The organism is Streptomyces hebeiensis, from assembly GCF_052983195.1.
Window position 1 is genome coordinate 5123518 of the sequence record NZ_CM129812.1, and the last position, 17215, is coordinate 5140732.

At 71.1% G+C, this 17215-nt stretch carries 19 protein-coding genes and 2 pseudogenes; 9 read left to right on the forward strand and 12 right to left on the reverse strand.

Annotated elements, in window-relative coordinates; all coding sequences use genetic code 11:
* Positions 1–591 precede the first annotated feature (591 nt).
* The 3 genes from ACU6P3_RS22075 (at position 592) to ACU6P3_RS22085 (ending at position 2760) form a co-directional block, all read left to right on the forward strand.
* Positions 592–777, forward strand: a complete 186-nt coding sequence (locus ACU6P3_RS22075) for a hypothetical protein (RefSeq protein WP_447193784.1) — start codon at positions 592–594, stop codon at positions 775–777.
* 136 nt (positions 778–913) lie between these two features.
* Complete coding sequence (locus ACU6P3_RS22080) at positions 914–1615, forward strand: response regulator transcription factor (RefSeq protein ID WP_051765380.1); 702 nt, start codon at positions 914–916, stop codon at positions 1613–1615.
* Positions 1612–2760 (forward strand): sensor histidine kinase, encoded by a 1149-nt coding sequence (locus ACU6P3_RS22085; RefSeq protein ID WP_447193785.1) that lies wholly within the window; start codon positions 1612–1614, stop codon positions 2758–2760. The genes ACU6P3_RS22080 and ACU6P3_RS22085 overlap by 4 nt, the downstream gene beginning before the upstream one ends.
* Before the next feature lie 36 nt (positions 2761–2796).
* Here ACU6P3_RS22085 and ACU6P3_RS22090 read toward each other — a convergent pair.
* Positions 2797–2922 (reverse strand): annotated as a pseudogene (locus ACU6P3_RS22090) (winged helix-turn-helix transcriptional regulator); the annotation flags it as partial.
* A gap of 1 nt (position 2923) precedes the next feature.
* Between ACU6P3_RS22090 and ACU6P3_RS22095 the strand changes: the two are divergent.
* Positions 2924–3115: pseudogene (locus ACU6P3_RS22095) on the forward strand (imine reductase family protein); the annotation flags it as partial.
* 68 nt (positions 3116–3183) lie between these two features.
* On the opposite strand, the gene ACU6P3_RS22100 reads toward ACU6P3_RS22095, so the two are convergent.
* The 11 genes from ACU6P3_RS22100 to ACU6P3_RS22150 form a co-directional block, all read right to left on the reverse strand.
* Positions 3184–3960, reverse strand: coding sequence for a polysaccharide deacetylase family protein (locus ACU6P3_RS22100; RefSeq protein WP_447193786.1), 777 nt, complete (start codon positions 3958–3960; stop codon positions 3184–3186).
* Between the two features lie 273 nt (positions 3961–4233).
* Positions 4234–5991: a chitinase gene (locus tag ACU6P3_RS22105; RefSeq protein WP_447193787.1), complete on the reverse strand. Its 1758-nt coding sequence runs from the start codon at positions 5989–5991 to the stop codon at positions 4234–4236.
* Positions 5992–6137: 146 nt separating this feature from the next.
* Complete coding sequence (locus tag ACU6P3_RS22110) at positions 6138–6707, reverse strand: hypothetical protein (protein WP_447193788.1); 570 nt, start codon at positions 6705–6707, stop codon at positions 6138–6140.
* Positions 6691–7182, reverse strand: coding sequence for an RNA polymerase sigma factor (locus tag ACU6P3_RS22115; RefSeq protein ID WP_030749946.1), 492 nt, complete (start codon positions 7180–7182; stop codon positions 6691–6693). Before ACU6P3_RS22115 ends, ACU6P3_RS22110 begins: the two co-directional genes overlap by 17 nt.
* A gap of 158 nt (positions 7183–7340) precedes the next feature.
* A complete protein-coding gene (locus tag ACU6P3_RS22120; protein ID WP_447193789.1) occupies positions 7341–7997 on the reverse strand; it encodes a class F sortase in 657 nt (218 codons plus the stop codon).
* Positions 7994–8443 (reverse strand): sortase-dependent protein, encoded by a 450-nt coding sequence (locus ACU6P3_RS22125; protein ID WP_447193790.1) that lies wholly within the window; start codon positions 8441–8443, stop codon positions 7994–7996. Before ACU6P3_RS22125 ends, ACU6P3_RS22120 begins: the two co-directional genes overlap by 4 nt.
* 221 nt (positions 8444–8664) lie before the next feature.
* Complete coding sequence (locus ACU6P3_RS22130) at positions 8665–9285, reverse strand: nucleoside/nucleotide kinase family protein (RefSeq protein ID WP_447193791.1); 621 nt, start codon at positions 9283–9285, stop codon at positions 8665–8667.
* Position 9286: 1 nt separating this feature from the next.
* Entirely contained in the window at positions 9287–9733 is a 447-nt protein-coding gene (locus tag ACU6P3_RS22135; protein ID WP_447193792.1) for a hypothetical protein, read from the reverse strand.
* Positions 9734–9876: 143 nt separating this feature from the next.
* Positions 9877–10299: a DUF3592 domain-containing protein gene (locus ACU6P3_RS22140; protein WP_447193793.1), complete on the reverse strand. Its 423-nt coding sequence runs from the start codon at positions 10297–10299 to the stop codon at positions 9877–9879.
* A gap of 9 nt (positions 10300–10308) precedes the next feature.
* Positions 10309–10908: a hypothetical protein gene (locus tag ACU6P3_RS22145; RefSeq protein ID WP_447193794.1), complete on the reverse strand. Its 600-nt coding sequence runs from the start codon at positions 10906–10908 to the stop codon at positions 10309–10311.
* Between the two features lie 49 nt (positions 10909–10957).
* Positions 10958–12472 (reverse strand): hypothetical protein, encoded by a 1515-nt coding sequence (locus ACU6P3_RS22150; protein ID WP_447193795.1) that lies wholly within the window; start codon positions 12470–12472, stop codon positions 10958–10960.
* Positions 12473–12884: 412 nt separating this feature from the next.
* On the opposite strand from ACU6P3_RS22150, the gene ACU6P3_RS22155 reads away from it, so the two are divergent.
* The 5 genes from ACU6P3_RS22155 (at position 12885) to ACU6P3_RS22175 (ending at position 17091) form a co-directional block, all read left to right on the forward strand.
* On the forward strand, positions 12885–13763 hold the full coding sequence (locus ACU6P3_RS22155; protein WP_447193796.1) for a hypothetical protein: 879 nt from the start codon (positions 12885–12887) through the stop codon (positions 13761–13763).
* 358 nt (positions 13764–14121) lie between these two features.
* Positions 14122–14832 carry a Flp pilus assembly protein CpaB gene (cpaB, locus tag ACU6P3_RS22160; RefSeq protein WP_447193797.1) on the forward strand — a complete coding sequence of 237 codons (711 nt, stop codon included), beginning with the start codon at positions 14122–14124 and terminating at the stop codon, positions 14830–14832.
* Positions 14833–14887: 55 nt separating this feature from the next.
* On the forward strand, positions 14888–16141 hold the full coding sequence (locus tag ACU6P3_RS22165; protein ID WP_030749919.1) for a CpaE/TadZ family protein: 1254 nt from the start codon (positions 14888–14890) through the stop codon (positions 16139–16141).
* Positions 16142–16341: 200 nt separating this feature from the next.
* A complete protein-coding gene (locus ACU6P3_RS22170) occupies positions 16342–16722 on the forward strand; it encodes a TadE/TadG family type IV pilus assembly protein (RefSeq protein WP_447193798.1) in 381 nt (126 codons plus the stop codon).
* Between the two features lie 3 nt (positions 16723–16725).
* Positions 16726–17091, forward strand: a complete 366-nt coding sequence (locus ACU6P3_RS22175; protein WP_447193799.1) for a TadE/TadG family type IV pilus assembly protein — start codon at positions 16726–16728, stop codon at positions 17089–17091.
* Positions 17092–17215 lie beyond the last annotated feature (124 nt).

Here is a 17215-nt window from a genome sequence, read left to right on the forward strand (position 1 = left end):
TCCGGCCGGACGGGACCTGAAGCGGGCCTGCGGCAGGTCGCGAACCTACACGCTCGACCAGATCCAGGAGGCGGCCAAGCTCAGCCAGTCCCGTCGGCCGGGCGGCAAGCTCATGCTCGTCCTGTGATCGGGTACCTCCGCCGGCTCGTCGTCACAGCAGTCCCACAGACGACCCCCGCCGACGTTGTCCTGCACAGCAGTCGAGTCCCGTATCCCAATGAGCGGTCGAGTCGTCGCGGGGCTCCGGGCGGCCAAGTCATGTGAGCCATCCGGACGGCGACAAGCTCACAGCCATACCCGGTACCCCTGGGCCCGGCGGAGGCCGGCGACGGGGGCGTCACGGCAACAGCGCGGGCGTCCTGTGGGCGGTGGAATCCTCGACGCGGAGCCGGAGGGGCCGACGGGGTTTGCCGCCTGTCCTGCCCATGTCAGCGGGCGTCCTTCGCAACGGAGAGGCGCGGCTACCGGGTCTCATCGCAGTGCACCGGGCATTAGCCCGGGGAGCGGAAGTCAACTCTTTAAACTCTCGCAACATCCCTCCGGCTTGACTGCGGGAGTTGGCCCACCTGGGGTCCGCAGAGAGGATTCATCATGCAATTCAGGCGAAGCTGGGGCATCGGTCTGGTCACTGCCGCAGTGCTGATCGGCGGCGGGGCGACGATTGCCAATGCTGCCTCCGGCGCCTCCTCCCACGACGGTGGGGACCAGCCCGCGGTAGTTCTGCCCGAGGGGGACCGTCCCGGTACGCCCGCGGGCGACGAGACGTACCGCCCCTGATCTCGCGTAGCTTGAGGTGGCTCGGTGCCGGGGCGGCTGCCCCGGCACCGGGTATGACGGTCCGCGCAGCTATTGCTGGGGCCCGTTACGAAAGGAAGAGCTCGGAAGTGGTGCGGGGGACGAGAGGAGCAGGGACGTGAAAGTCCTTGTGGTCGAGGACGAGCCTCTGCTCGCGAAGGCGCTGCGGATCTGTCTGCAGCGAGACTCGATGACGGTCGACGCGACCGGTGACGGCGGATCAGCTCTGGAGATGCTGGAGCTCAACGACTATGACGCCATGGTTCTCGATCGTGATATCCCGGTCGTGCATGGTGATGAGGTGTGTCGTCGCGCCGTTCATGCGTATCCGCAGGTAGGGGTGCTGATGCTGACCGCCGCTGGTCGGCTGGATGACCGCGTGGAGGGTCTGCGACTCGGTGCTGACGACTACCTGGCCAAGCCGTTCGAGTTTCCTGAGCTCATTGCCCGGCTCCGGGCGATTTCGCGACGTACGGGGCCTCGACTCCCTACGCTGCTCCGGGCCGGTGACCTGAGCCTTGACCCCTTCACCCGCCAGGTCTCTCGCTCCGGCGTCCCGCTGAGCCTGACCAACAAGGAATTCGCCGTCCTCGAGCAGCTCCTGCGCGCGGGCGGCGGAGTGCTGAGTGCCGAGGAACTTCTTGCCAAGGCATGGGACCGGAACGCCGATCCGTTCACCAACTCTCCCCGGGTGGTGATCTCCACCTTGCGTCGCAAGCTCGGCCACCCCTGGCCCATCGAGACCATCGCCGGCGCTGGGTACCGCATCATCACCGAGCAGGCCTCGTGTCCTCAGAAAGATCAGGACGCCGCCCGATGACCTCTCGGCGATTCTCGGTGAAGGCGCGGGTCACCATTGTGTTCGGTGCGTTGCTCACCATCAGTGCCGCCCTGCTCATCATGCTGGTGGTGGGTCTTATGGCCTATGTGCCGCGGTACACCCTCACCCCGGTCGATGTGACGCTCGTCCCGGGTCAGGCACCGAGTTCGGCCAGATCCTCCAGTGTTCCAACCACCGTGTCGAGCCCCGCTGATTTCCTGCGCCTCCTGACCATCTTCTCCTCTCTCGCCTTTCTCATCGTCATCGTGATCGGCGCCCTGCTCATGCGCGCAGTGGTCGGCCGTGCTCTGGCACCCCTCGCCGAAATCGACGCCGCGGCACGCAGCGCGGTCGCGGGCGACCTCAGTTCCCGCGTGGACGTGGACGGCCCGCCCGACGAGGTCACCAGCCTGGCCCGCACGTTCAACGCGATGCTGGGCCGACTGCAGCGATCCTTCGACCTCCAGCGCCAGTTCGCCGCCAACGCCTCGCACGAGCTCCAGACACCGCTCGCGGCCAGCCAGGCGGTTATCGACGTCGCCCTGGGCGACCCGAATCTGGGCCATATGCGCGACCTGCTCACTGATCTCCGCCAGCTCAGCACCCGCAGCACACAGACAGTGACGGCACTCCTCGATCTTGCGGCAGCGGAAGACGGCGAACTCAACCGGCAGACGGTCGCGCTGGACGCCGTGGTCCAGCAGGTACTGAGTGAACAACGGCCCCAGGCGGCTGTCGTGGACGTCGAGCTACGACTTGCCCCAACCTCTCCGGTCCCGGTCAAGGCCGACCCGGTACTCCTGCGACTGATGCTGGACAATCTCGTCAGCAACGCCATCCAGCACAACACGAAGCCGGGAACGGTGGATGTCAGCCTCACGGTCGACGCCGAGCAGGCCCTCTTCAGCATCAGCAACTCCGGACCCGCCCTCTCCCCCGAACAGGCCGCCCAGGTCACCCAGCCGTTCTACCGAGCCGAGGGCCGGACGGTCAGTGCCACCGGCAGAACTGGACGCGGGCTGGGCGCCGCGCTGGTCGCCCACATCGCGAAGCGACACAGCTGGCCCTTGGGCGTGACCGCGCGACCAGCCGGCGGCCTTCTTATCACTCTGCAAATACCGTGCAGCCCCCTGTCACACGACTGAAGTTCCCCCCGCGAACTGGATCGTCAGACCCGAGTACTAGCCGTGTGAGGTCCCGTACAGGTCGACGACTTCGGCGCCTTCGCGACGGATCCGTTCACTACCCCAGGCACCGAGCGGTTCGAGCGCCTGGTTGAGCGTGTGCCCGTGTTCGGTCAGGGAGTAGCACCCCGGAGACCTCAGCACGGTCACCATGATGGGCGCGACGGCCGACCACATCGTCGAGACCAGCCGGTCACTCGGCCTCGACCTCGCGCTCCCCCTGGCCGTGCGGGCCCACTACCGGCGCGCGATCGAGGACGGGCACGGCGGCGACAACTGGACCCGTGTCATCGACAGCATCCGAGCGCCGCGCTGACCGGAGGCGGGCCACCGCCGGGACGCCGGCTCTCGGGCGGCGACCGCGCTCACCGTACGGGAAGCCGCTCACCGTACGGGGAAGCCGAAGGAGTACCCCTGCTGCTTCAGCCAGGGCAGCACCTCGCGCAGGGCGGCCACGGTCTGAGCGCGATCCCCGCCCGCGTCGTGGAAGAGGACGGTCGGTCCGCCTGAGATCTCGCGCTTGACGGTGGCGACCATGGCGTCCGCGCCGGGACGCTCGAAGTCCCTGGAGTCGACGTTCCAGCCCAGCGGACGCATCCCGCGGGACGCGGCGAGCTGCCGGCTGTACGGCGTGAAAGCGCCGCCCGGGGCCCGGTAGTACTGCGACCGGACGCCTCCGGACGCCTTGGTGATCATGCGTTCGGCGTCCAGGATCTGCTGGGACTGGTAGGCCTCCGGCTTGGTGTCCATGGTGGTGTCGTGCGAGACCGTGTGGTTGCACAGCCGGTGTCCGGCCGCCACGATCTCCTTGACCAGGTCCGGGTGCGCTTCGGCCTGCGGGCCCACCATGCAGAACGTGGCCTTGGCACCGTTGTCCTTCAGCAGTCGCAGCACCTGCGGCGTCCAGGTCGGGTCCGGTCCGTCGTCGATGGTGATGTTGACGCCCCGCTCGCCGGCCTCGGAGGCGTGCGCGATCTCCGCCGACACCTTGGCCGGGGCCCGGTCCTGGCCGGCCGGCGCCGAGGCACGGGCTTCCGGCTGCCGGCCCCCGGCGGGATCGGCCTGCGCGGTCCACACCGAGGTGGCGGCCGCCAGCGCCGTCACCCCGAGCGCCGCCGCGACAACCCGGCCGTGCCATCCCCGTCCCCTGTGCCTCGCCACGTTCGCCCGCCCCTTTGCTGTCTCCGCCGATGTCGTGCGCCCATGAAGACACACGAACCTGTTTGGGGGCTCCCTCTGTTACCGATCACGGACACACCCGCGGGCGGTCGGGGACAGACGCAGGAGTTCCGCGACAGACGGGACGGGTACACAGACGGGACGGGTACGGGGACGGGGCTCGGAACGGGGCCGACGCGGACGGGCCCCAGCACGCCGGACGGCGCGCCGGGGCCCGAGGGGTTGTCGCGGCGGTGCCGCCCGATGCCCGTACGGCTACGGGAGGCCGTGGACGTGCGGGCCGACCGCGTTCGACCAGGCGTTGCCGGCCGTCGCGTCCCAGTTGGTCGACCAGGTCATCGCGCCACGGATGCCCGGGTAGGTGCGGGGCGGCTTGAACGAGCCGCAGTTGGTGCCCCGCGCCAGGCAGTCCAGGGCGTTGCGCACCACCGACGGGGCGACGTAGCCGCTGCCCGCGCCCCGAGTGGAGGCCGGGACGCCGATGCCCACCTGGGACGGGGCGAGGCCGCCTTCGAGCTGGATGCAGGCGAGGGCCGTCAGGAAGTCGACGGAGCCCTGGGAGTAGACCTTGCCGTCGCAGCCCAGCATGGAACCGCTGTTGTAGTACTGCATGTTGACGACCGTGAGGATGTCCTTCACGTTCAGCGCGGTCTTGAAGTACTCGCCGGCCGTCGACTGCATGTCGATCGTCTGCGGGGCCATGGTGAGGACCATCCCGCTGCCCGCCTTCGCCGACAGCTGCCGCAGCGCCTTCGTCATGTACGTCGAGTTGAGGCCGTTCTCCAGGTCGATGTCGATGCCGTTGAAGCCGTACTCCCGCATGAGCGCGTACGCGCTGTCGGCGAAGGCCGTCGCGGAGGCGTCGCTGTTGACCGACACCGTGCCCCGCTCGCCGCCGACGGAGAGGATCACCGAGACGCCGGCGTTCTTCTTCGCCGCGATGTCCGCTTTGAAGTCGGCGACCGAGGCGTAGCCGACGGCCGGGTCCAGGGTGAAGCCCAGGCCGCCGGGCGTCGAGGTGGCCTCGGCGAAGGAGACCGCGATGATGTCGTACTGCGACGGGACGTCACGCAGCTTCTGGACGGCCGCGCCGTTGTCGAAGTTCTGCCAGTAGCCGGTCACGGCGTGCTTCGGGACGGACGGGCCGTTCGGCTCCGGGTCGCCCGGGCCGGTGCCCGGCGCGGTCCGCGCGGTGACGGTGGCGGACTTCGCGGACTCGCCCGCCGCGTTGGTGGCGCTCACCTGGAACTGGTACGAGGTGTTCGCCGCGAGCCCCGTCACGGTCGCCGATGTGCCGGTCGCCGACTGGACCTTCGTACCGCCCCGGTAGACGGAGTAGCCGGTCGCCCCGGCGGCCGCGCCCCAGTTGAGCGTGGCGGAGGACGAGGTCACGGAGGCCACGGTGACGCCCGTGGGGGTGGCGGGGGGCTGGGGGTCGGGGTCGCCGCCCCCGCCGCCGTCGGGACCGAGGACGGAGACGTCGTCGACGTAGTACGGACTCTGCCCGTACCAGCCGTGGGTGTAGACCGTCACGGAACGGGTGGCGGGGCCCGTCCTGAAGCTCGTGGTGAGCTGCTTCCAGCCGGGGCTGTCCGGGGTCCAGGTGGACACGTCGGTGGTGCCGGTGCCCTCGGCGCCGAGGTAGGCGTAACCGCCCTGGACCCAGGCGCTGAGCGCGTACGCCGAGTTGGGCCGGACCGCCACGGTCTGTACGCACTTGGCGTTGTCCTGCCCGGCGGGCGTGGCCTTGAGCGCGGCGCCGCCGCCGTGCGCGGGGGAGGCGACGGCGCTTCCGCTGCCCGCGGAACAACTCCAGCCCGACAGCCCGGACTCGAATCCCGCGTTCTTGACCACATTGACGTCGGCGGCCTGGGCTGTCCCGCTCAGGCCGGTGATGCTCAAGGCGCCGACGGTGACCACGGCCGCCGCGGCACCCAGCAGTGATTTCAGGCGTGCCGGTGTCCGTGGGGCCGGCAGTCGTCCGGGTCCGCGTCTGCCGCCGCTGCCGTTCATTGACGTAACCGCGCGTTCCACTTGTTGCCTCCGCTGGGTCGTGGGGGGACGGTGGCCATCGCCCATACAGTTGGTCCAGACCAATTGCCTTGTCAAGACCCCTGCGACCAGTGGAGGTTGAAACGGCCCGCGCGCGGGCCCGGAACCTACGGCCGGGCGCCGGGCTCGAGTTCGGGCACGGCGTCGGGCCCGGGCCTGGCGGTGCGTGGCTCGGGCATGGAGTCGCGCCCGGCCCCGGAATCGACGGCTCTCTGTTCCGCGGGCGGTTCGTCGGACGCCCTGGCCGCCGCGTCCGACGGGGTCCGGGCGCGGTCCGCGGGCTCCGCCGGGCTGCCGGGGCCGGGGGTCCGGGACGGGGCGGTGGGGCGATCGTCGGTGGTCGGGCTCTTCTCGGCGGGCCGCGGTGACGCCGGCGCCGACGCCGACGGAACGGGCACCGGCTCGCGACTGGGGGGCGGCGGTGGGGCGAGCGGCACCGCCGGGGGCGCGGGTGCCACCTGGGCCGACAGCCGCAGGGGCAGCACGATGAGGGCGGCGACGGCGCAGGAGGCGCCGACGGCGGCCCCGGCCCGCAGCAGCCGCCGCCGCGCCGCGGTCCGGCGGATCGTCTCGTAGCGGCCCGGCGGCGGGGCGAGGTGATCCGAGGGAGGTCGCAGGACGAGTGCGAGCGGGTCGTCGGGCTCGTGGTCCCGGCCCTCGTCAGCGGGTGTGATCAACGCTTCTCCTCAGGTGGGCGCGGAGCCGCTCGCGGGCCGCGTGGAGGTCGGCCTTGATGGTTCCTTCCTTGCGCCCGGTCAGCGCGGACACCTCCCGGAGCGGCATGTCAGCGTAGTAGTGCAGCAGGATGGGGACGCGCAGCCGTTCCGGCAGCGACTGCACGAGCATGCGGACGGAGGGGTCGGCCTGCTCGGCGTGCGGGCGGACGGCGGCTTCGGCGGTGGCCCGGCGGACGGCTTTGCGTTCGCGCTCGAGCTTGCGCCAGTGGTCCCGGACGAGGTTGGCCGCCGTGACGTAGAGGAATCCCTGGGGCTCCGAGACGGAAGTCCAGCGGGCCCAGAGCCGGGTGAACGCCTCCGAGGCGATCTCGTGGGCCGTCTCGTCGTCGTCGACCAGCCGGCGGCACCAGCCGGCGAGGCGCGGGTAGAGGGCGGCGAACAGTTCGGACGCTGCCTTCTCGCGGGACCGTTTCAACGCTCTCCATGGTCGTGAGGGCACTCGTGGGGGGGCAGGGGGGAAGACCCCGGGCCGCCGGAACGGGTTCCGGCGGCCCGGCGCCAGGGGTACGGGCGGGGCCGGTGTTCGACGGGGAGCGGGCCGCGGGCCGCACGCGGTGGGCCGCGGGCGGTGGGTCAGCGGCTCGCCGAGTCCAGTGCTGCGAAGACGATCACGTTGTCGCGGTAGCCGTCGTCGCTTTGAGGGCCGCCGCAGGTGATGAGCCGCATCTCGGGGCGGTCCACGTTCCCGTAGACGTCGTCCGCCGGGAAGTCGGCCTTGGCGACCGTCCGTACGGTGCCGACGGCGAACACCGCCGTCGTCCCGTTCTCCAGGCGCGCCTCGATCCGGTCGCCCCGCCGCAGCCGCGCGAGGTGGCGGAAGACCCCGTCCCCGTAGTCGCCGACCGTGACATGACCGAGGATCACCGACGGGCCGGTCTGACCCGGTGTCGGCGAGTGCCGGTACCAGCCGGCCCGGTCGTTCGCCGTGGCCGGGGGCACCTCCACGCTGCCGTCCGAAGCCGGCCCCAGCCGCATGACCGGGGTGTCGACCTCGATGGCCGGGATGCGCAAGCCGACCGGGACCGATCGTCCGAGGGGGCGCGCGGCCTTGGCGGGGGAGCCCGGATGAGGCGGCGTGGCGCCGGCGCGTGCGGTCGTCTTCCGGCCGGACGCGCCCTGACCGGCCGCGTCACGCCCGGACGTGTTCCGACCGGTCCCGGGGCCGCCGCACCCGACGAGCAGCGAAGCCAGCGCCGCGGTGGCGAAGGCGCGCCTGGAGAGCGGTGTCATGCCCCGGTCGCCTGCCGGCGGCGTACGAGGAAGAACCCGGCGCCGCCCAGCGCGAACGCCGCGGCGGCCCCGCCACCGATCAGCGCGCCGTCGGTGCCGGCGTTCGCCGACTCGGTCACCACACCGGTGTTGGGCGCTCCCTCGGGCACGACGGAGACCTGGTCCCGGGCCGGTGCGGGTGTGGCGGCGGGGCCGTCCGAGTCCTTGGCGGGCCGGTCGGCCGGCCGGGCCTGCTCGGGGACCGCGCTCGGGGCGGGCTTCTCCGCGGGCCGCGCCGCCTGCTGCTCGGCGGCCGGTGCCTTGGGAGCATCGTCCGAGGCCTGGGCGGCCTGGGGAGCCCGCTCGGCCGGCCGGGCCGGGGCCGCGTCGTCGGCGAACGCGGGCACCGTGCTCGCCAGCACGGCGGTGCACGCGAGTGCGAGGGCACTGAGGACAGTTCGGCGCATGAACGCTCTCTCTCGTCGGCCCGCCCGGTGAAGCGGCGGGCTGCGTTACGGATCGATCGGAGAGACGAGGCGCCGCCGGGACCGGTTGTAAAGAGAAGGCAAAGTCATGCGCGGGGCGCGTGGGCACGGGGGTGGCCGTCGCCCGGCCAAGGGGCGAGCGGAGATCGGCCCTCCTCCGGCCAGTGCCGCGACCGGCACGGTTTGCCCGTCAAGGAGGGGCGCTAGGTGGCCGTGACCACCAGGTCCGCCGCCGACCGGCCCGGGGCGACCAGGCGGGCGTTCGCCTCGTCCGAGGCCAGGACGAAGCGTTCCGCCTCCTCCCGGCTCTTGCCGAAGCGCTCATGGCGGGTGATCAGCCTCCGTACCCGCTCCTCCGTGTCCAGATCCACCCACCAGGTCTCGTCCAGCAGCTCGCGCACCGCGCCCCACGGGGCGTCGTCGAGCAGCAGGTAGTTCCCCTCGGTGATCACCAGGGGCACCTCCGGGAGGACCGGAATGCTCCCCGCCACGGGCTGCTCCAGCTCACGGTCGAAGCCCGGCGCGTACACCGGCTCGCCCGGCCGCGCCGCGCGCAGCCGCCGCAGCAGCGCGGTGTAGCCGTACGGGTCGAACGTCTCCGGAGCGCCCTTGCGCCCCATCAGGCCGAGCCGGCGCAGTTCGGCGTCGGCCAGGTGGAAGCCGTCCATCGGCACCAGAACGGCGCGTTCGGGGCCCAGTTCGGCGACCAGGCGCGCGGCCAGCGTGGTCTTCCCGGCGCCGGGCGGGCCGACGATGCCGAGCAGCCGGCGGCCGCCGGACGCGGCCAGGCGCTCGGCGCGCTCCAGGAGTTGCCGGGGAAACATGTCAGTCCTCCTCCTGGAGCCGGTCCGCCGCGTACCCCGTCACGCATCCGACCACCAGCACCGCGTTCGACAGCGACAGGTCCTCCACGGTCATCCGTTCCCACTGGAGCGCCAGATTCAGCGCCTGCGCCGTCACGGGGACGGTCAGGACCGCCACCAGGTGCCGTGCCGCGCGGTCACGGAACGGGTCCCGGTGGAAGCGGCCGGCGGCCCAGGCGGCGGCCGCGACACACAGGGCGTTCGGCAGGTGGACCAGTGTCAGCCGGCCCGCGAACGTGTCCAGGTCCTCCCGCGGGGCCAGTTCTCCGTAGACCAGGGTCGCCTGGACGTACTCGGTGACGAGCAGGACGACGATGCCGGCCGCCCAGGCGACGGCGAGTGCGAACAGCGGGGCGCCCGGCCCCTCGTCGCGCCCGGAGCGCGTGCCCGGGTGGTCGTACCGGGTCATCGGTCCCCGCCTCCCCCAGGCGTGCCGCACGGCTGGGCCCCGCTCAGCTCGGATCCGTATGTCTCGCACATCTCGTACACCTCGCACATGCCGCGCGTTCCGCGCCTCCGACCCGCCCGCACCGTCCCGTCGCTCCCGCCGCCTCACAGCACCGTGAAGACGTACACCACCGCGAATCCGGCCGCCCCCAGCCCGCATCCCGCCACCAGCAGCGCGTACTGGAGCACGGGCGTCCCCGAGCCGCGGCCCGTGACCGTCGCGGTCCGGTCGGGGGCGGCCGGGTCGTAGGCCACCGTGACCCGCGTACCGGCCCGCACCGACCGGGTCGCCAGGTCCTCGAACTCGATCTCCCGCCCGTCATCGGTGCGGAAGGTGAAGAAGTATCGCCGCGTGTCCGAGCGGTTGTACGGCTCGGTCTCGACGCGCGCGCAGGTGCCGGGGACCCGCACGCCCCGGCGCAGCGCCCGGGTGACCGCGGCCAGCCGGCGCGCGTAGTGCGTCGCGAGCCAGCCGAAGAGCAGGACCATGCCGAGGAAGAAGAGGTGGTCGCCACCGGGAATGTCCATGGTGCCCGCCTACGTGACCGTGATGGAGCGGAGGATCTTCGTCAGGTCGCCGTCGCCGAGTCTGCCCTTCCGCGCGTCGACCCGAACCGCGTACGTCTTCTTCGCCGAGTCCAGTCCCGCCACGATCACTCCTTCGACGCGCGTCCCCTTCTCCGTGAACGCGAAGTCGGTGCGCCGGGCCTCCGCCGGGCCGTCGGGCCCCGCGACCTCGATCGCGCTCTGTTCGCCCAGCGTCGAGCCCAGGGCGACGGCCGCCTCGGCGCCGATCGCCGCCTCCTCGGCCGAGTCGGCGTCGGTGAAGTCCAGCTGGACGGTGATCATCCCGATGTCCTCGCCGCCCTCGGTGAGGGTCGCCGCCGCGGCGTTGTGGCGGCTGCGTTCCTTCCCGCCCTGGGGGACGAAGCCGGGCGGGTGTGCGACGGTGACCGAGGAGGTCTTCAGCGTGCCCCAGCCCTCCGGGACCGTGCCGCCGCCCGCGTCCGTGGCGCCGCAGCCCGCCGCGGTCAGGACGACGGCGGCGACGACGGCGAACCGGGCGGCGACGGCGAACCGGGCGGCGACGGCCGATCGGGCCCCGGTGGTGGCGGTGGAGAAAGAGTGCTCGCTCATCACGGATTCGCTCCTGTCACCCGTCTTCGCTCCTGTCACCCGTCGACCGTCACTTCGCACAGTAGCTGTACGGCACATAGCCGCGGCTGTCCCCGTGCGGCGCCCCCAGGAACCGCGCCTCGTCCAGGGTCTCTTCCTTCCGCTCGGTCGACACCGAGAAGCCGAGACTCAAGCCCAGATTCAGCTCGAAGCCGTACTCCGCCGCGTCGGTCCGCCCGGTGTAGCGGAGCCTGCTGGACAGCCCCTCGTCGAACAGCAGTCGCCCGAACGGGTCGTCCGCGCCGGGACGCTTCGTCGGCGCGTGGCCGTCGAACATGTAGGTGAAGGGCGCGGTGTTGTCGCCGTGGCCGTCCAGCCACTCCTGGGCGATCCGGCGCTGCCGGTCGCCCTCGGAGCCCTTCGGAATGATCACCGAGTTGGAGACGACCTCGATCCCGGACTCCTGGTCGCCGCCCTTCGCGCTGCCCTTGCCGCCGCGCTTGTCGGCGCCGTCCTTGCCGTTGCCGCCGTCGAAGCCGGCGCCGTCCTTCGCGCCGCCCTTCTCCACCGTACGGGTCATGTCGACGCGCACCAGTTCGCCCGTCTTCTTGTCGTAGGAGACGGTGATCGTGCCCGTCTGTGTGGTGGAGGCGGACGACTCGCCGGTCAGGCGCCCGGCCTCGTAGCCCGCCTTCGAGCCGTACTCGACGGCCGCGCTGTACGTGTACGCCTTGGTGCCCCGGAAGTCGTTGTTCGTCCAGGTCGCTTCGGGCGAGAAGGTGAAGTCGCCGCCGAGCGTGGCGCTCAGCTTCTTCTCGTCGCCCGCCGACAGCTTGAGCCCGCCGGCCACGCCCGTCTCCAGGCCGACCTTGCCGTAACTGATGTGCCTGTTGCCGAGCTTGTCCTCGATCCGGTCACGCAGCTTCTCCTCCTCGGCCATCGGGCCCTTGCCGAAGAGATAGAGGATGCTGTTGCCGAGGCCGCCGCCGCGCGCGCCCGACTGTCGGTTGGCCAGTTCGTACGTCTTGAGCTTCTCGATGTCGTCGCGGAAGGCGGCGGCCTCCTCCTCGCTCTCGAAGACCCAGGTGTCGCCGTTGGTCACCTTGAGCCCGGCGCCGAGTTCGACCTTGTCCGCGCCGAACCTGCCGACCTTGGCGCCCGGTCTCCAGTCCTTCTTGGCGGCGACGGACGCGGCGTCGGTGAAGGTGAGCATCACCAACTGGTCCTTCCCGCCCACCTCGCCGTCCCCGTCGAGGTCCTTGCCGGAGGCGAACATCTGCTGCTGGAAGCCGTACTCCTGGCCCCATTCGAAGAACAGGACCTTCGCCTTGCCGCCCGCCTTGTCCGTGACCGAGGAGATCTGGCAGAGGGCCGGCTCGTAGTCGGCGTCGCTCCTGGACGCCGACTCGTCCCGGTCGCCGCCACCACCGCCCGCGGTGCAGGGGCCGCTGAAGGTCACCAGGCAGCGGAGTTCGGCCGCGATCCGGGTGTCGACTCCCGTACCGACCAGGGCTCCGGCGACCGCCGCGACGACCACCAGCACACCCACGTACTCGGTGGCGGTGGCGCCGCGGTCGCGTGCCACCGGTTTCTTTCCCGTTCCCCGTCTCACCCGACGTCCCCCTCGTCCGATGCGCGTCCCCCGTGGGACTCCGGTGCCTTTCGCACGCGGAATCGGAATGGGAGCGTACGGTCGCGGCCCGCGCGATGGCGTGGGCCCCTGGGCCCAATCCGGGCCCAAAACGGAGCACTTGGTTACCGAAACGGAACGTGTTGGTGCTGGAAGCAAACAAACAGAATATTCATTGAAACGCGGGTTAACTATTGACTGCTTCGCCCGACTTTGCTGGTTCTTGTTACTCGGAGCTGCGGGACCGTCGTCCGATAGGTGTTCTCTAGCCCTTAAGTCGTGGATAAAGTGCTCTGCCAGAAGAGCCGAACAGGCGTGAACCGTGGCCGACGGGTTCCCGACGGCTGGATCCGAACGGGGAGTCACCGTGCCCACCGCGATCGCAGTCACCAGCCCCGATCTGGTGCTACCGCCCACGGACCCGTCGACGCCCACCGCCGCCCTGGTCCACCCGCCGGACGCCCAGCCCCTGGACGCGGCCCTGGCCGACATGCAGGTTCTGGTGGAACAGCACGGCTATGTCGTCGTGCTCTGTCCCACCTCCCTTCCCCTCGCTCACGAACGGCGCCTGCACACGGTGCGCGGCATCCTGGAGAGCGACCGCATCGCTCTGCTGAAGCTCGATCTGCCGCCGCTCGGCGTGGCCGTACTCGTGCGTCAGCTGCGTCAGTTGTCCATCTGCGACTTCAGCGCCGGCGTCATCGCCTCGGCGGCCCGGCTGCTCACGCACTACATCCACGCCGGGGCGCTGCTCCACTCCGTGACCAAGCTCGACCGGGTTCCGGTGAGCCTCAAGACGCATGCCAAATCCTGGTTGCCGGGTACGCAGTTCGGGGTGGTCGCGAACCCCGAACCCCAGTTGATCAGGATCGGTGCCGGAGAACTCGCCGGACCGGACTTCGCCACCCGGATGGTGATCGGAAAGGGGCAGTCGCAGTCGGACTGGGTGACCACGAAGCTGGCTCCCGCCTGGCAGGTGCAGGGAATCCAGGAGAGTGCTCTCCTCGCCGATTCACCGCGCTGGTGGGGTACCGCCAAGATGGTCGAATTCGCCGCCTTCCTCCCGGACATCTCCGTCCTTTATCAGCTGGTCGCCTCCGTCCGCCGGGAGAAATGCCCCTGGTGCGGTATCGAACTGATAGGGGACCGGTGCGGATTCTGTTCGGCGCCTCTCGTGCCGTACGAGAACCGGGTCCGGCCGGCAGACGTCCTCAGCCACGGAACGCCCATGCAGCCCGACTCCTAGCGCCCGTAGCGCCCGGCGCCCGGCCGGTCCCGGCGGCCCGCCCGTGGCCGGTACTCCGAGACGGTGGCTGCTCCCGGGGGTGCTCCCGGAAACCGCTCCTGGGAGGCCGGTGGCCCGGACCGCCGCTGACCGGACACCGCTTCCCGGGCCCCGGAGCACCCTCGCCGCCGACCCGGCCGGACCGGCGCCGGAGCCCGCCGCCAGGGCCTCGGGAGCGCCCCGTCGGCCCGAGCGCACCGTACGGCGCGACCGCGCCGCGACCGGCCCGTCCGCACCGCGGCGGCACCGCACCGGTGGCCCGCCGCCCGCCCTCCACCCGTCCCTCCGCACCCTGTCACCGAACGAGGTCCTACCGCCCATGAATTCACGGCAGCGCCGCGGCGTCATACTCCTTCTTCTCTCGGTCCTGTGTGCCTTCGGCGCTTTTGTCGGCGTCCTTTCGGTGATCAGCGACGTGAATTCGAAGGTCGGCCCCGTGGTCAAGGCGTACGAACTCAAGGAAGACGTGGCGCCGTACACGGAACTCAAGCCGAATCAGTTCGCCAAGGTCACCATGCCCAGGCGGTGGCTTTCCGAGAACGCCGTGACCGACCTGGCGGTGCTGAACGGCAAGATCGCCGTCACCCAGCTGAAAAAGGGGTCCCTGCTCCAGGACGACATGATCGTCCAGCGGCCGGAACTGGCCAATGACGAGCAGGAGATCGCCATCATGATCGACGCCGAGACGGGAGTGGCGGGCAAGATCACCCCCGGCGACCTGGTGAACATCTTCGCCACCTTCGAGGGCGACGGCCAGGCCGCCAGGGCCCAGTCCCGGATCATCGTCTCCAACGCCAAGGTGCTCGACGTCGGCAAGATCACCGCGCTGGAGCCGGGCAGCGACAACAACAGCCGCAGGGCGGCCCGGCAGGCGGTGCCCATCACGTTCGCCCTGAAGACCAAGGACGCCCAGCGCGTGGCGTACGCCGAGTCCTTCGCCTCGCACGTACGGCTCGCGCTTCTGGCCGACGGCAGCCCCACCACCCTGAGGCCGGGCGAGAACACCTACACCCTCGAAGGGGACAAGTGAGAGACACCGACGCCTTCGGAGGGGAACGAGTCGGAGGGGAACAAGTGAGGGACGCATGACCACCCGAATCCTGCCGGTCGTCGGCGACGCCGACGCCGCCCGGTCCATCACCACACTGCTCAGCCAGCTCCCCGACGCGGAACCGGCCGGTCCGGTCGGTGACTCGACCTCGCTCATCGACACGCTGGCGCGGCTGGCCGCCGAGTCGGTCGAGGAACTGCCCGAGGTGGTCCTCGTCCATGAGCGGATTGGCCCCGTACCGGCGCTCGAGCTGATCCGGGAAGTGGCCCTGCGCTTCCCCGCCGTCGGTGTCGTCCTGGTCACCACGGACGCGAGCCCGGGCCTGTTCTCCGCGGCGATGGACGCGGGGGCGCGCGGCCTGGTCGGGCTGCCGCTCTCGTACGAGGAACTCGCCCAGCGGGTCCAGGCGGCGGCCGGCTGGTCCGTGGGCGTACGACGCCACCTCGGCCCGGGCGGGGACGTCTTCACCGGCCCCGGTGGCACGGTCGTCACGGTCAGCGGGGCGAAGGGCGGTGTCGGCACGACCGTGACCGCCGTCCAGCTGGCGCTGGCGGCCCAGGCGTCGGGCCGGACGACCGGACTCGCCGACATGGACCTGCAGTCCGGGGACGTCGCCTCGTACCTCGACGTGCAGTTCCGGCGTTCGATCGTCGACCTGTCCACCATCCAGGACATATCCCCGCGCGTGCTCCAGGACGCGGTCTTCAGCCACCAGAGCGGGATCGGCCTGCTGCTGGCGCCGGCGGAGGGGGAGCGGGGCGAGGAGATCAACGAGCGGTCCGTACGGCAGGTCGTCTCCGCGCTCCGCAACCGTTACGAGGTCGTGGTCATCGACTGCGGCACGCAGATGAACAGCGCGAACGCGGCGGCCATCGAGATGGCTGACATCACCTTGCTGGTGACCACGCCGGACGTGGTGTCCGTCCGCGCGGCCAAGCGCATGGTGCGGCTGTGGGACCGGCTCCAGATCCGCAAGGCGGAGGAGACGGTGACCGTGGTCAACCGCTTCACGCGGAACACGGAGATCCAGCCGCCGCTGGTGGAGCGGATCACGGGCACGCGGGTCTCGCGCGTGACGATCCCGGCGAACTTCAAGGAACTGCAGGCGTCGGTGGACGCGGGCCGGATGCAGGACCTGGAGGCCAAGTCCACGGTGAAGCAGGCCCTGTGGGGCCTCGCGGGAGAACTGGGACTGGTGAAGATCCCCGAAACGGGGGAGAAACAAGGCAGGTTCAAGGGGGACCGCGGGTCGATCGGGGTCCTGCGAGGACGGTCGAAGTCACGGTGACGGCGGCGGTTTGGCGACGGACGAGGACCGAGGGGGCGCGTTGAACCATGAGAGTCCAGGAACCGGCAGAACGACGCGGGCGACACGGAAGGCGTGAACGACGCGAGCGGCGCGAGCGGTACGAGTGGGGTGAGCGGTACGAGTGGGGTGAGCGGCCCGGGCGACGGTCACGTCCGGGGGCGCGGCCCGGGGCGCGGCCGTTGTCCCGGCTGTCGGCGCGGCTGAAGGACGACCGGGGCCAGGCCGTCCTCGAATTCGTCGGGACGGCCCCCCTCATCCTGGCCACCTGCGTCCTGCTCTGGCAGGCGGCGCTGGTGGGCTACACCTTCTCACTGGCGGGCAACGCGGCGGACGAGGCGGCGCGGGCCGGGGCCGTGGCGGACCCGGGCAACCGGAACGCCGCGTGCCACGAGGCCGCCTCGGACAAGCTCCCCGGTTCCTGGAGCCTGGGCGACGTCAGGTGCCCGGAGGCCGGTGACCTCGTCGAGGCGACCGTCCCGGTGAAGATCCCGGTCCTCGTCCCCGGCTTCGATCTTCCGGTCGATCTCGAGGGCCGCGCGTCCGCGACGAAGGAGAGCTGACCCATGCTGAGACGTCGTCCGAACGGCGAGGCGGACACGGGCCAGGCCGCCGTGGAGTACGCGGGTGTGCTGACGCTCCTGATCTTCGTGGGGCTCGTCGGCGTCCAGCTCGGCCTCGTGGCGTACGCGGCCCAGCAGGCGGGTACGGCGGCGCGGGCGGCCGCCCGTACCGCGTCGTACGCCGAGACCTCGATGAGCGCGGACGCGGCGGCCAAGGCCGCGGTGAGCGGCTGGCTGGACGCCGGGATCGATGACATGAGCACGACGTCGGAGGCGGTGACGGTCACGGCGCGCGTCAAGGTTCCGGAAATCCTGCCCGTCTTCGACTTCGGCGATGCCAAGAGGACGTCGACCATGCCGCGCGACTGACCGACGTGCGACCGAGGCGCGATCGAGGCGTGTCCGAGGCCGCGGTCGACGCGCGACGTACGCGCGGGACCTACGCGCCCGACGAACCGACAGCGGCGGTAGCGGCGGTCACGGCGTGACGTGA